14 protein-coding genes and 2 pseudogenes are annotated in these 13,560 nt (G+C 64.0%); 10 read left to right on the forward strand and 6 right to left on the reverse strand.

The features are described from left to right. Positions 1-118 precede the first annotated feature (118 nt). The 10 genes and pseudogenes from ACVOLI_RS07355 to ACVOLI_RS07400 all read left to right on the forward strand — a co-directional run bounded on the left by ACVOLI_RS07355 (position 119) and on the right by ACVOLI_RS07400 (position 7,335). Positions 119-946: a DUF932 domain-containing protein gene (locus ACVOLI_RS07355; protein WP_481534130.1), complete on the forward strand. Its 828-nt coding sequence runs from the start codon at positions 119-121 to the stop codon at positions 944-946. A 94-nt stretch (positions 947-1,040) separates the two neighbouring features. Further along, positions 1,041-1,730: a DUF3275 family protein gene (locus ACVOLI_RS07360; RefSeq protein ID WP_003098913.1), complete on the forward strand. Its 690-nt coding sequence runs from the start codon at positions 1,041-1,043 to the stop codon at positions 1,728-1,730. 94 nt (positions 1,731-1,824) lie between these two features. Beyond that, entirely contained in the window at positions 1,825-2,034 is a 210-nt protein-coding gene (locus ACVOLI_RS07365) for a hypothetical protein (protein WP_003098911.1), read from the forward strand. A gap of 235 nt (positions 2,035-2,269) precedes the next feature. Then, positions 2,270-2,677 (forward strand): hypothetical protein, encoded by a 408-nt coding sequence (locus ACVOLI_RS07370; RefSeq protein ID WP_003098908.1) that lies wholly within the window; start codon positions 2,270-2,272, stop codon positions 2,675-2,677. A 16-nt stretch (positions 2,678-2,693) separates the two neighbouring features. Next, positions 2,694-2,954, forward strand: a complete 261-nt coding sequence (locus ACVOLI_RS07375; protein ID WP_003098905.1) for a hypothetical protein — start codon at positions 2,694-2,696, stop codon at positions 2,952-2,954. 76 nt (positions 2,955-3,030) lie between these two features. Then, a complete protein-coding gene (locus ACVOLI_RS07380) occupies positions 3,031-3,678 on the forward strand; it encodes a hypothetical protein (protein WP_003098901.1) in 648 nt (215 codons plus the stop codon). A 40-nt stretch (positions 3,679-3,718) separates the two neighbouring features. Next, entirely contained in the window at positions 3,719-4,852 is a 1,134-nt protein-coding gene (locus ACVOLI_RS07385; protein ID WP_254917107.1) for a DUF6094 domain-containing protein, read from the forward strand. 35 nt (positions 4,853-4,887) lie between these two features. Further along, positions 4,888-5,517: pseudogene (locus ACVOLI_RS07390) on the forward strand (TIGR03759 family integrating conjugative element protein); the annotation flags it as partial. Next, positions 5,444-6,589 (forward strand): annotated as a pseudogene (gene traD / locus ACVOLI_RS07395) (conjugative transfer system coupling protein TraD); the annotation flags it as partial. The pseudogenes ACVOLI_RS07390 and traD, both read left to right, overlap by 74 nt. After that, entirely contained in the window at positions 6,586-7,335 is a 750-nt protein-coding gene (locus ACVOLI_RS07400) for a TIGR03747 family integrating conjugative element membrane protein (RefSeq protein WP_003105620.1), read from the forward strand. The pseudogene traD and the gene ACVOLI_RS07400, both read left to right, overlap by 4 nt. Before the next feature lie 40 nt (positions 7,336-7,375). On the opposite strand, the gene ACVOLI_RS07405 is transcribed toward ACVOLI_RS07400, so the two are convergent. The 6 genes from ACVOLI_RS07405 to cap6 form a co-directional block, all read right to left on the reverse strand. Next, positions 7,376-9,943 carry an AAA family ATPase gene (locus ACVOLI_RS07405; RefSeq protein ID WP_003105622.1) on the reverse strand — a complete coding sequence of 856 codons (2,568 nt, stop codon included), beginning with the start codon at positions 9,941-9,943 and terminating at the stop codon, positions 7,376-7,378. Positions 9,944-10,009: 66 nt separating this feature from the next. Further along, positions 10,010-10,735, reverse strand: a complete 726-nt coding sequence (nucC, locus tag ACVOLI_RS07410) for a CBASS effector endonuclease NucC (protein ID WP_003050273.1) — start codon at positions 10,733-10,735, stop codon at positions 10,010-10,012. 38 nt (positions 10,736-10,773) lie between these two features. Further along, on the reverse strand, positions 10,774-11,676 hold the full coding sequence (locus tag ACVOLI_RS07415; RefSeq protein WP_003105624.1) for a CBASS oligonucleotide cyclase: 903 nt from the start codon (positions 11,674-11,676) through the stop codon (positions 10,774-10,776). After that, positions 11,676-12,176 (reverse strand): type III CBASS phage resistance system CD-NTase-associated protein Cap7, encoded by a 501-nt coding sequence (cap7, locus tag ACVOLI_RS07420; protein WP_003090159.1) that lies wholly within the window; start codon positions 12,174-12,176, stop codon positions 11,676-11,678. Before cap7 ends, ACVOLI_RS07415 begins: the two co-directional genes overlap by 1 nt. Continuing rightward, positions 12,173-12,643, reverse strand: a complete 471-nt coding sequence (cap8, locus tag ACVOLI_RS07425; RefSeq protein ID WP_003105626.1) for a type III CBASS phage resistance system CD-NTase-associated protein Cap8 — start codon at positions 12,641-12,643, stop codon at positions 12,173-12,175. Before cap8 ends, cap7 begins: the two co-directional genes overlap by 4 nt. Further along, positions 12,640-13,554, reverse strand: a complete 915-nt coding sequence (gene cap6, locus ACVOLI_RS07430) for a CBASS system CD-NTase-associated protein Cap6 (RefSeq protein ID WP_003105629.1) — start codon at positions 13,552-13,554, stop codon at positions 12,640-12,642. Before cap6 ends, cap8 begins: the two co-directional genes overlap by 4 nt. Between the last annotated feature and the right edge of the window lie 6 nt (positions 13,555-13,560).

Genomic DNA, 13,560 nt, shown 5'->3' on the forward strand with positions numbered 1-13,560 from the left:
TCGCTTTTCCTCCCCACGTACGCCGCGTCCCCAGGACGCGTGCTTGCGCATTTCATCCCCCGAGTTCCGCGTGGTCTCACGGCCACGCGGTTGTCGAATTTCTCAAAGGAGATCAGCCATGTCTCTGGTATCCCGCTTTGCTCCGCAATCCCCGATCCTGCGCTCTGATCGCCCACTCTCGGACGACCGCATTCGTGCCGTCGTTCCGTCGATCTTCGCCGACGCTCCACATGGGAGCCGGTCCGATCGGTATGCCTACATACCGACCTCGACCGTGCTGACCAAGCTGCGCCAGGAGGGCTTCGAGCCCTTCATGGTGTGTCAGACGCGCGTGCGCAACGAAGACCGGCGCGAGTACACGAAGCACCTCATCCGACTTCGCCATGCAAGCCAGATCAACGGCGACGAGTCGAACGAGATCATCCTGCTCAACAGCCATGACGGCACGAGCAGCTATCAGATGCTCGCCGGCATGTTCCGGTTCGTCTGCCACAACGGCCTGGTTTGCGGTGACACCACCGCCGACATCCGCGTTCCCCACAAGGGCGACGTGGTCAGCCAGGTGATCGAAGGTGCCTACGGAGTCCTCGACGGCTTCGAGCGCGTGCAGAACGCGCGCGATGCGATGCGCACCATCACCCTCGATGAGGGCGAAGCGGAGGTCTTTGCAAACTCCGCGCTCGCACTCAAGTACGACGATCCAGCCAAGTCCACGCCTGTCACGGAGTGCCAACTGCTGGCACCCCGGCGATGGGACGACCGCAAGAACGACCTGTGGGCCGTCTTCAACCGCGTCCAGGAGAACCTCGTCAAAGGGGGCCTGAACGGACGCACGGCCAACGGCCGCAATCAGCGCACCCGTCCGGTGCAAGGCATCGACCAGAACCTGCGCCTGAACCGGGCGTTGTGGCTGCTGGCCGAAGGCATGCGCCAGCTCAAGGCGTGATGCCACGCGGACCTCGCCCACCTCGGGCGAAGCCATTTCCTCTCATCCACCGGGTGCCGTCGGCGGCCCGTCATTCATCATCAGGAGAACCATCATGGCAACCCCATTGGCACCCGAGAAATCGGTTGCGCCCATCGTCGTCCCCGGCCAGCTCACGCTGCGTACCATCCGCGGCAAGAACGGCCCGTTCACGGTTGGCCGCCTCGCCACGCACCTCGGTACGTTCGAGGTCAAAGACCCGGAGCTGGAGCAGTACCCCGAAGGCAAGTACGACGGGGAATTCATCATCAGGTACATCTTCCCGAAGTCCTATCCGGTCGGCGGCGGCATGCGGTTCGAGATCCGTGCCAGCCTCGACGGCATGACGCTCAACGGCATCGACAAACTCAGCCGCGACGAAGCCCGCAGCTTCGCCACCCAGGACGTCGATCCGCTCGATGAAGAGCAAGGGGCGCAGCCTGCGGCAACGCCGGCCAAGCCCACCAAAGCGTCCAGGCCCGCCAAGCCCGCACCCGTGCAGGCGTCCGCGGACCCGATGGTCGATACCACGCCCTTTGGCGTGGATGCGCCGCCACCTGCTGAGGCTGCTGCCCCCGGCAGCACCCAAGACGGTGACCCCGCGCTCTTCGGCCTGCTGTGGCCGCTGGGCGAGTCCGTGAAACTGGATTCGACCATCGACCGCCGCGCTTTGCGTGCACAGATCGTCCGCCTGGGCGAGCTGGGCTACGCGCTGGACTTCAAGACGCAGGAGTGGAGCCGCCAGGCCGAACTGCAACCTGCGTGATCGCAGACGCCGCATGCGCGGTGTTCTTCATCCACCCGCCGGGGTTCCTTCCCCATGCGGGGGAGGCCCTGGCCATCTTCTGGAGGTCTTCATCATGTCCACCATCGCTTGCGATATCCCCCGCTCCGCGCTGGATGAACCCGCGTGGCGGGCTCTCTGCGAGACGGCAGCCGCACAAGCCACCAAGGGTTGCGGACTGTCTCACGACTACTACGTCGAACGCTTCAGTTCGGCGATCGACGCGCAACTCGGTCGATTGCCCGAAGAACAGCGCGCACAGGCGCTGAAGATCGCACAGGAATGAGACTACGCAACACCGGCCGAACGGCAGGAAACCCAGGACTGGAATGCGGAGCACGGCTATTGCTCGCATGGGATCGAGTTCGGCAGCTGCCCGGCTGGTTGTGATCGCGACGATGACGACTGGGACTAAGGGCAAGGCATAGGTTTTCCTTCGCTGCACCTGCGGCATTCCATCACCCACTGGGGGTTCTTCCCCACGGGGAGGCCTCCAGCTCAACTTTTCGAGGAGGCCTCTCATGGGCTGGTATTTCTCTCCCCAATCGCGGTCTGAACTGATCGCGGAACTGATCGCACCACAGCAGACCGAGCGCGTCAGCGCGAAGGTTATCGCTCACGCATTGCGCAGCAACGTGCTGTGGTCCGTGGTCGAACTGACCGCCAAGGTCGAAGGTGTGCATCGTGATCTCGCGCCGGGCCAGTCCCTGCGCTACATCCGCTGCGATCTGCTGGAACGAAGCGGCAACCAGTGGGGCTACAAGCCGCTGGAAGAGTCCATGCATCCGTACTATTACTCGTGCCCGCTGTCCTATCTGGACCTCGCACCGGAGCAGTCCGCCGACTGGCGTGCAGGCGTTCGCGCCTACCACGCACGGCGGCGCACACCCACGGCTGTCACGGCACCCGCCGCGGCGCTGTTGGCCTGAGCCAGGAGGAACCGACATGGACCCGATCCTGGCTGCACTCCCGCTCTCGCTGTTGAAGCTCGTTGAAGGCAGTTTGTCCAACGACGAAGTTTCCTCCGACGAGGAAATGCTGGGGTACTTCATCGACAACGGCCTCACCGAGGAGCAGGCACGGCAGGCGCTGACCTACCGCGACCAGTACCTCAACAACATCTACCTGGACGGCTTCACGCCGATCACCGCGGTGGACGAGGCGCTTCACTTCAATCCGCACACCCAACAGTTCGAGCCGGACTGAGCGGTTTTCTTCCACCCCCTGGGGCAGTACTTGCCCCAGCGGGCGGTGCTGTTCCCGTTCATCCGAGGACACCACCATGCCCGCAAACACTTCTTCCACGCTGTACCGCATCGACGAATGCCCGGACGTGATGGCCGACGCCTGCGTCGGCGATGACCAGGGCAACCTGATCTTCCTGTCCATCTGGGCGCGGGACACCGCCGTCCAGCAGTTCCTTGCACGCCTGACCCTCGGGCGCGACGAGCAGGGACTGGACCAGTTCCACGTCATCACCGACCAGGGCGGCAGCGTCCCGGTATTCATCGGCAACGTCGATCGCCTGGAAAAGCGCATCACGCGCGCCTACCGGCGAACGCTGTTCGGTTCGCTGTCCAACGTGTGGCTGTTCGACCGGCGCTGCGTCAAGCCCGACAAGGCCAACGCCAGCGCATTGGCACTGCTGCCACGTGACAGCGCCCACCGGCTTGACCGCCTGTGGATGCTGGTGCGGGACACCTGCCCGTTGCCGCTGCTCGACCACTGGCGCGAGACCGTGCTGGAACTGCTGCAAAGCCGCGAGATGCTGGCCCGCCTTCCGTTCGCCCTCGGGCCGCTGGAAGGCCATCGGCTCGCCATCGACGTGCCGGCGCTGAGCTTGGCGCTGGGCTCCCTGATCCGCAGTGACGCGCTCACCGCCTATCCCTATCCGGCCAAGATTTGGACGCCGGAAGCGGTAGCGGCTTGACCCACCCTCGGAGGCACGCCTTGGCGTGCTTCCGTCATTCATCCCCGCCAACCAGGAGACTTCCATGGCTCTCATGTTCCCGCGGCTCGCCCGCAATTTCGCCAAAAATGGGTACTACCCGACCGACGAACCCACGCTCGAAAGAGCCCTCAACGCACTGATGCCCAGCGACGGGCCGATGTGCATCCTCGATCCCTGCGCCGGTGAAGGCGTGGCAATCGCCGAAGCCTCTCATGCCCTCGGGCGCGAACAGACCAAGGCGTTCGCCGTCGAATTCGACGCCGAGCGGGCGCGCCATGCCCGCGGCCTGGTCGATCACTGCCTGCACGCGGACCTGATGGACACGATGATCTCCAAGCAGTCCTTCGGACTACTGTGGCTGAATCCACCGTATGGCGACCTGTCCAAGGACGTCAACGGCAACATCGGCTATCAGGGCCAGGGCCGTGCCCGCCTCGAAAAGCTGTTCTATCAGCGTTCGCTGTCGCTGTTGCAATACGGCGGCGTGCTGGTCTTCATCGTCCCCGGCTACGTGCTCGACGCGGAGCTGGTCGGCTGGTTGACGCGCCACTACACCGATCTGCGTATCTACCGAGCGGTGGAAACGCAGTTCAAGCAGGTGGTGATCTTCGGCCGCCGGGTCCGTCAGCGGGAGCTGGCACCCGATGGCGTCAAGGCCGTGCGCAATCTGCTGCTGCAGGTTGGGCTTGGCGAAGTCGAAGCCGAGGAACTGCCGAGCGAATGGCCGTTCCTGCCGTACATCGTCCCCGCCAGTCCGGCCGAGCCGGAGCATTTCTTCCGCGTGACGATGGAGCCCGAACAGTTCGCCGACGAGGTTGGCCGGCTGCAAGGCCTTTGGCCGTCGCTGGACACGCACTTGGGGACCGCGCAGCAGTCGCTGCGTCCACCGGCGCGGGCCTTGTCCCACTGGCATCTCGCCCTGGCTCTGGCCGCGGGCGCGATCTCCGGCGTCGTGCGCTCCCAGACGGGGCGCGTGCTCGTCGTCAAAGGTGACACCCACAAGGACAAGACGCTCCAGCGGGAATTCACCGAACGCGAAGACGGCTCCATCGCCGAGACACGCATCCTCACCGACAAGTTTGTGCCCGTTATCCGCGCGTGGGACATGACGCCTGGCTCCCCGACAAGGGGCGAGGTGCTGACCATTCGCTGACCCGCCGCGTGGCGATTCCCTGACCGGAGCACCCCATGAAGCCGTCGATCCTCCTTTTCGCGGTCCTGGTGGCGTCGTCGCAATGGCCCGCCTGGGCGCAGCAGCCCGCAACGACCTCGGCGCGCAACGCACAGAGCCAGGAGCGCCCGCTGGCCGCCCGCGTGCTGGACGACCGGGTGGCAACCGAATGGGGCTTGCAGCCACAAGAATGGGCACGCTACCGCGAGCTGATGGATGGGCCGCTGGGTATCTACTCGCCCAACCTGGACCCGCTGTCCGCCCTGGGCATCGAAGCTCGCACGGACGAAGAACGGCGCCGCTATGCGGAACTGCAGGTGCAGGTGGAAGCGCGCCGCGTCGAGAAGCTGCTCGCCTACCAGCGCGCCTACGACGAGGCCTGGCAGCGCCTGAATCCGGGGATGCAGCGCGTGAACCTGCCCGACGACAAGCCGGGCGCCGGCCCATCCAGCAGTCCCTTGCGCGGCAGCGGCCGCATGGCGGTGTTCGTCAAGGACGGCTGCGCAGCCTGCGGACAGCTCGTGCAGCGCCTGCAATCCTCGGGCGCGGAGTTCGACCTGTACATGGTGGGCAGCCGCCAGGATGATCGTCCAGATCGAGGCCAAGCTCAACGAGAAGAACATCCCAAGGAACATGATCGGGCGCGAGAAGCGTGTGGTGGCGCTGGAGCAATACCTCTCCCAGGCGCGCAACTACGACCCTGTGCTCGATGGCCTGCGCTCGGCGGTGCGCTACGACAAGACCTACTTCGACAAGATCGTTGCATCGCTGCTGCCGCTGCTGGAAAAGCTCACGAGCGGCAAGATCGCCCAGCTCCTGGCGCCGAACTACTCCGACCTGGCCGACCCGCGCCCGATCTTCGACTGGATGCAGGTCATCCGAAAGCGGGCCATCGTCTATGTGGGTCTGGATGCGTTGTCTGACGCCGAGGTCGCCGCAGCGGTCGGCAATTCGATGTTCTCTGACCTGGTTTCGGTGGCCGGACACATCTACAAGCACGGAATCGACGATGGCCTGCCCGGCGCAGTGGCTGGCGCTCGCGTGCCGATCAACGTGCACGCGGACGAATTCAATGAACTGATGGGCGATGAATTCATCCCGCTCATCAACAAGGGCGGCGGTGCCGGCCTGCAAGTCACGGCGTACACGCAGACGCTCTCGGACATCGAGGCCCGCATCGGAAATCGCGCGAAGGCCGGCCAAGTGATCGGGAATTTCAACAATTTATTCATGTTGCGCGTGCGCGAGACGGCCACCGCGGAACTGCTGACGAGGCAGTTGCCGAAGGTCGAGGTCTATACAACCACCATCGTCTCGGGCGCGACGGACAGCTCAGACATCCGCGGCGCGACGGATTTCACGTCGAACACCCAGGACCGCATCAGCATGGCCAGCGTGCCGATGATCGAGCCGTCACACGTCGTCGGCCTGCCCAAGGGCCAGTGCTTCGCGCTGCTGCAGGGCGGCCAGCTCTGGAAGGTGCGTATGCCGCTGCCGGCGCCGGACCCGGATGAAGTGATGCCGGCGGACCTGCAGCAACTGGCCGGGTACATGCGCCAGAGCTACAGCGAGGCCACGCAGTGGTGGGAGTTCACCAGCTCGTCGGCCTTGCAGGATGCGGCCTTGCCCGACGACCTGCTGGACGATGCCGCTGCGGCCGAGCCCGGCGCGGTGGCCACCGGCGCCGACGATGGCGCGGGCAACGAGGCCGTGCCATGAAGGATGCCGCCTCGACCGCGCAGCGGGAGCAGAACCATCGCCAAGGCTTGATCGTCGGCACCATCACCTTACCGTTCCGGCTGCTCGGGGTGCTCATTGGCTCGCTGCTGTTCTCGATCGTGGTGGAGTGCGCCGGCATGCACCTGTTCTGGAAGGACCAGGGCTGGCGCCACTCCCAGCAGATGCTGCGGTACGAACTCGGGCACCTGTCCAACCACTTCACGCGCAGCGTGGTGGTACAGGAGCCCGGGCGCACGGCGCACGAGTTGGTGGATACCGGGTACGAGTGGGTGTTCGTGCGCTCGGGGTTGCTGGAGCGCATGAGCCAGACCGCCGAGCGCGTCCGCGCGCCCAGCCACGGGCAGAGCCGCAACTTCCGCTACTACATCAGCCAAGTCTATGTCTGGGCCGAAAGCTACCTGATCGCTGCGGCCTTCACGACGCTCACCTTCCTGGTGCGCCTGCTGGTCCTGGTGCTCACGCTGCCGCTGATCCTCACGGCGGCATTCGTCGGCCTGATTGACGGCCTGGTGCGACGGGATGTGCGCCGGTTCGGCGCGGGCCGCGAATCCGGCTTCATCTACCACCGCGCGAAGGCCAGCCTGATGCCGTTGGCCGTGCTGCCTTGGGCCACCTATCTCGCTCTGCCCATATCGGTGCATCCTCTGGTCATCCTGCTGCCCAGCGCGGCGTTGCTGGGGATGGCAGTCAGCCTGACCGCAGGCAGCTTCAAGAAGTACTTATGAGGTGACACGGGCGGCACGGCTCTGCAAAGCCGTGTGCCGTTCATCGGTTCTGCAGGGTATCAAGAGCAGCATCCAACGCCGTAACCGCCTCGACGACCGTTCTTACCGTCGCCCGATCAAACTCATGATCGCGCTGAGCGTCGTGCACACCGCTATTGAGGTAACCCCATTCAATACTCGTACCGCTGACATTGAGCAGCCGGACCAACGCCCCTACGGCATCCGGCGCACCCGCATGTTGCGCCGCGATACGCTCGACGGCCGACCGCAACTTGGTGCATTTATTGTTCAGCTCCCAAGGCGCGCGGGGCCCGCTCAGCTTGATGTCGATCCGGCCGTCCGCCCGCCGACCCAGCCACGTCCACAGGCGGTCCGTCAGACTCTCCAGCGCCGGCCGGGCCTGACGCAGTGCCTCGCGTTTCTCGTCAGCCGCCAACGCCTGCTGGGCCAGAAGAACATAGTTCTTCGCTGGCGGGTCGCTGTCGACCCGCAGTTCGTGCTCTCCCTGATGCGGGAGAAACTTGTAGCGCTTAATGGCCGCGGCGCGGCGCACGCCCAACTCCTGCTGGATGCGGTGCAGGAACTCCTCTGCGTGCGAGGTGAGGATAACCTGCTTGCCGTGGAGCAAACCGTCCTCGAAGAAGGTACGCCAGATGCCATCGCGATGGTCGTCGTCGATCGCGTTGACGACGTCATCGAATATGACCACGGGGCAGCCCTGCGCGAGGTTCTTGGCAAGCAGAATCGCCAGGCCCAGGCATTTGATGTGCCCTTCGCTGAAGACGATCAACGCGTCGTAGCGCGCGCCCGGCTCGCCGGCGAACTCCACCTCGATCTTGCCGTTCTCGGCCACGGGCAACCACAGCGCGTGCAGCAGATCGCCGGGCGGATCGGCCCGGTTGAATGCGTTGTAGAGATGGCGGGCTTGGTCTCCCAGCCCCTGTAGCAGAACCCCCGGCAGAGCGGTCAGGTATGCCTGAATCTCGGGCAGGAAACCGTCGTAGGCGGCCTTGACCCGCTGATGGTGCACCACCACCGGCATTTCGTCCGTGGCCGCCTGGATCAGGCCGCGGTTCGCGTCGTCGAATTGGGCCACGGTTTGGCGGGCGGCCGCCAGCTCCTGATCCGCAGTCGTGCGCATGGTCCGCAGCCGTTCGATCTCCAGCTGATGCTGTTGCAGGCGGTCCCGCTCCTGGGCCATCGCGCCGCGCTGGGCATTCACGTCGCGCGCCTGCGCGTCGAAGCCTTCGATGATCTGTGCGATCCGTAAGAGGGCTTGCCAGGCGCGCTGGTCCCCATTCACCCCGCCGCCGAGCCAATTGCCCGCCGACGTGGGAGGCAGCAGTGGCAGGCCCGCGGCCTGCGATTCGGCAGGACAAGCGACCCCAGCCGCCGCCACCACGCGGCGCATTTCGTCACACAGCGCTCGGACCGCCTCGCTCAACTGTGTCCGATGCCCGGCCTCCTGCTGCTGCAGGACGGCCAGTTGCGCGAGCTGCTCCAGGCCCATTCGCGCCCTGGCGAACGGGTCCTGCGCCACGGCGGCCAGTTCGGTTCCACATGCCGGACACGCGGTCGCCCCGTCCGCCAACGCTTGCACGGCCTCGTAGAGCTTCGCGTACGACACCTCGCCGGCGCGGGCCGCGAGTTGCGCGGAAGACGCTTGCCACAGTCCCTGGACGCGGTAGGCCTCTGCCAGCAACGCTTGCAGGCGGGCCTGGGTCACCTCGTGAATGGCAGGCGGGTTGGCGTCCAGCTGAGCCTGGACATACGGTAGCCGTCCTTGCTGCTGCGGCGTACCCAGCAGCCAGTCCACGCAGGTTTGATAGGTCGCGCCAGGTGACATGCGCTGCGCCAAAGCTTGTTCCAGGCCCTCGACCGCTGCGATCTTCTGCGGGTAGGCGGCGATGGTCTGTTCGGAGTTCGCCAACTGCAGGCGACGCTGCGCCAGCTGCGCCGCCTGCACGCCGGCAAGCATCAGGTCCTGATCGAGCGAGGGGTTGAAGCCGCGCACGAACTCGCTGAACTGGTCCACGCCGAACAGGGTGGCGATGAGCTGGCGCTGATCGCTCGGGGTCCGCGCGGCGATTCGGGCGAAATCGTCGAGGCGGTTCTTCTCGATGAAGCAGAAGCGATACTCAGCTTCGTCGGGCTGGACGGCCTGCGCCTCGCCCGCCGCCGTAGACGACAGGACTGGCGCGATGTGGCGGCGCAGGCGAGCGTTGTTGCAGTACGTCCGCTGGTCGACCCGCTTGGCCTGCGCTTCGCTGATCGAACCGAGCATCGCCACTTCCAAGGCTTCGCAGAAGCTGCTCTTGCCGGTGCCGTTGGCACCGTAGACCAAGGTGATGTCATGGCTGAGGTCGAACGTCTCCTGCCGCATGAATCCTCGAAACGGCCCGACTTCGAGCTGGTGCAGTCGCCCGAGCGCCGGCCCGTTTTCGGGGCCGCGCGCGTCCCCGTCGTAGGCGACAGGCATCTGCGCCAGATGCGCGATGGCCAGCGGCGCCAAGCGCGTGGAGCGCCCCCGGCGTGCAGCACCGACCTCGGCCAGTGGCTGCAGGTGATCGAGCACCAGGTGCGCCAGCCGGCGCACGTCGTCGTGCACGTGCCGCTGCGTCAAGTGCGCCAGGAACCGGTGGTACTCCGAACGTATGCTTGCCACAGCGACCCCTCACTTGGTCAACCACTGACCGTAAGCCTCCACATCGATCATGGGGACCGTTCCACTGAACTGAAGCTGCGCGATCAGCTTGAAAAGAAACGCGGTCGCCGGCTTGTTTTCGTTGGTGTAGCTGTACGCGCCGCTGGCTTGGTCATAGAAAAAGTGCCCGTGGGCGGCAACGCATCCGATGTCCAGACGCCCCTCGGTGAGGTTTGCGTTCAGCGCCTTGTCCATGGATGGGCCCAATGCAGGACTCCATTCGCTCTCGAAGGTGAGCAAGCCACCCAGAATCGGAATCAACGGCTTCGCTGGGTAGGTCCCGCCAGCGTGCGGGATCGGCAGGCTCGTGCGGTGCAGCCTGCGCACACTGGCGACCTTCTCCTGGGCATAGGCCACAAGCCCCGCGTCAGCCGTCTGCTTGGCCTCGAACACGGCGTACACGCTTTCGGCTGGAATGATCGTCTCGTTCTCGTAGGTGAAGATAAAAGGCGAATATTGCCGATCAAACACCACCACATCGATCTGCTGGCTGAAGTTCCCCAGGCTGTCCACCACATGCGCCTTCGCCGCCTGGTACCGTTTGGGCAGATAGGTATCCAGCATGTCGATCCAGACGTTCTCGCTCGCATCCCCCTTCGTACCCGGGTGACCGAAGGTCTTGCGTACTACGGACAAGCGCTGCTGGATGTCTTCATGCAGGGACGACAGGAGCTGGGAAAGCGACCACTGGGACATGCTGTACCTCGATGGGACGTGTATGGAAGCCGATGGAATCAGGACAGTGGGAACTTGGGGCCAAACAGTGCGCGCCAGGCGCGAAGCGCTTCGATATTGCGACCACGACGCGCGTGGTCGATGGCGATGCTTGCGTCCTGGCTCGCCTGGAACAGCAGCTGCTGCGCGCGCTGCTTGCGCGCGGCATCCATATCGTTGCTGATCGCCGGGCCAAGTCCGGCGGGATCCGGCCACTCGTCATGAACACGATCGGCAAGCGTGGCAAAGAACGACTGGATCTCGCGATCGAACGATCCTCCCCAGCCGCCGTAAAGACACTCAAGGGCCATTACCTCGATCAGGAACGAGGGCTTCACCGGCTTCTGATCGCCGTGCTTGGGATTGTTGTTCCAGTACTTCACCATGCGCACGAGACCTTTCCACTCATTGCCATAGGCTTGGTGCGCTGCGGTCGCCTTGTCCTTATGGATCTCCGGGTCCGTCTTGATCCACTTTCCGGACGCCGTATCGGGGATCTCATACTGGTCGCCGGTGTCGAATGCGGGCACCGCATCCACGCTGACCACCCGGTAGTCCGTGTTGTCCTCCGCGTCGATGTGAACACCGAAATCCACGTTGATCGAGCGCGCCTGTTTGCGCACGGCCGCCGAACCGTATTTCTCCACCAATGCAGAGTGGAAATCATCCAGCACTACCGATGCGGCCTTGCCGTGGTAATGCTTCTCCGAGTCCTTCAGCACGAAGAAGATGTCGATATCCTTGAGCGGCTTCGTCTTCGTGTATCGAGCATAGGACCCGGTCAGGAAGCTGCGCGCAATGCCGAACTTGGTCTGCAGGTAGTCCCGCACTTCGTTCTGGCGTTGCGAGGCATTCTTCTGTTCGCGTTCGTTGAGTTCCAGACGCGACTTGAACTTGCGAAAAGCTTCATCGATCGACAGCATCAGCGTTGCCTCCAATATCCGGCCTGACCCGCCAGGCCGCTGTGTTCGACAGTCGAGCCTAGGCTCTGCTTGACCATTCCATCCGTCGAGCGATAACTTCCTTTGCTCCACCCCTCCACATCAGGCCGCCCTGGCTTTGTATCGAGCATTAACTTGTACTTGGCCTGCGATGGCAGCAGCCCAGCTTTCTTGATCGCGTACTTCAACTGCTCGGTATCCGTCCAGAAGCTGCCGTCGCCATCGGACCACCCATACACGATGTCGATATCCCATCGGGTCACGAGTTTGTCGGTTGCCGGGTTGTAGATCTCCAGAATCACCTTGCGCAGATCACCGGTCCCGAGCCACGTCTTGATGGCTCGGGTATTGCTCTCCCAGCGATCCGCGAAGTGCTCGGGGTCCAGCCCACTGAGCAGGATGATGTCTTTCAAGCTCTTGAGGATGTTGTCGGTCACATAGGTAACCGAGTGCGTGTACGAGTAGGTGGCGACGGTGCTCATGACTTGAGGAAACCTCCGAGGTCGAGCGACAGCGCTTGTCCAGCATCGGCCTGCGCCTGCGTGGCAATTCCTTGGCTCAAGTCCCGTGCAATGATGCGAGAACTGTGCTTTTTGAGCGCGGTTTGCACCCAGCCGAGCTGCTCCTTCGGACACGGCAGCGAGACTCCCCAGTCTCCCTTCAACGGCTCGAACCCCAAGACTTCTTCGTTGGCATCATCACCATCGATCGCGTCTTCGTCGAAGAGGCAGTAGATCCTGGTCCGTGGTCCATCGCATGTCGCAACGATGGGCGCGCTCTTGGGTGCCTGGTCGGCGATCAAGCTGGCGGCCACGCCCGCCACGGCCCTGAGTTCAGAGCGAGCCGTGCCGTCCTTGCCCTGAGTGAGCAGTTCGACAATGGCATCCCACGTCTGCAACGCATCGCGGTGCGGCGAGCTGCGAAACGTCCGGCTGACAACGGTGGTCATTTTTGCTTCCCTCCTTGAAGGCGCATTTGCGTTGCCTGTCGTATCGCACTGCGCAGGTGCTCTACGGAAAGCTTGTTCGGATCGATAGCCACTTGCGGGTCGGCCGCGAGGGCGTTGGCTACGACCTTGCGAATGGCCCGACCATCCAATCCGACGCACTCGCCAGCGCACGCGTCGAACTGGTGAGCCGAGGAAAGCTTGCCAATCCCCGGAAATGTCTTTGCCAGGCCATTCAGGCAGTCCACCAGGATCTGCTTGCAGGCATCCTTGCCGGGCAGTGGCACCTCCATCACCATGTCGCAACGAGATAGGAAGGCACTGTCGACGGCCTGTGGGAAGTTGCTGGTGGCCACGAACAGCAGATGCGGGTTGCGTTCGGCCAACATGTCCAACTGCACCAACACCGCGTCGGTGGCCCGGTGCACATCAACCGGGTTGGCTTCCAGGCTGAGCTTGGCTCGATCAGCCGCAAGCGTTTCGACCTCGTCCAGAAGGACGATCGTCGGGCCCGCCGCTGCGGATTCTGCGATCGATTGCGAGAACAGGTCTGCCACGGCGCGTTGAGTCTTTCCCATTGCAGAGCTCGTCAGCGTGTGAGGCTCTACTTCCAGCAATCGAAACTTCGCAGAAGAAAAAGATTCGGCCACACGATGCGCCAAGCCCCGTGCCAAGGAGGTCTTCCCAGTCCCCGGCGGGCCGACCAACAAGATCACGCCGTGCAGGGGGAGTACCGTGCGCTCCACCTTGGGGCGCACCGTGAAGTTGACGATCGCCTGTGACAGCAACTGCTTCTTGAGAGCTTCGTCCATGACGATGGAATCCCACAGGGCGCCCAGCGACGTGTCCGGCAGCTTCCAGCTTCGATGGATGCCTTTCGGCAAAGTGGCGTCTGATGAAGGATTCTTGGTCATCCGTGG

It is taken from the genome of Stenotrophomonas sp. STEN029 (genome assembly GCF_056760015.1).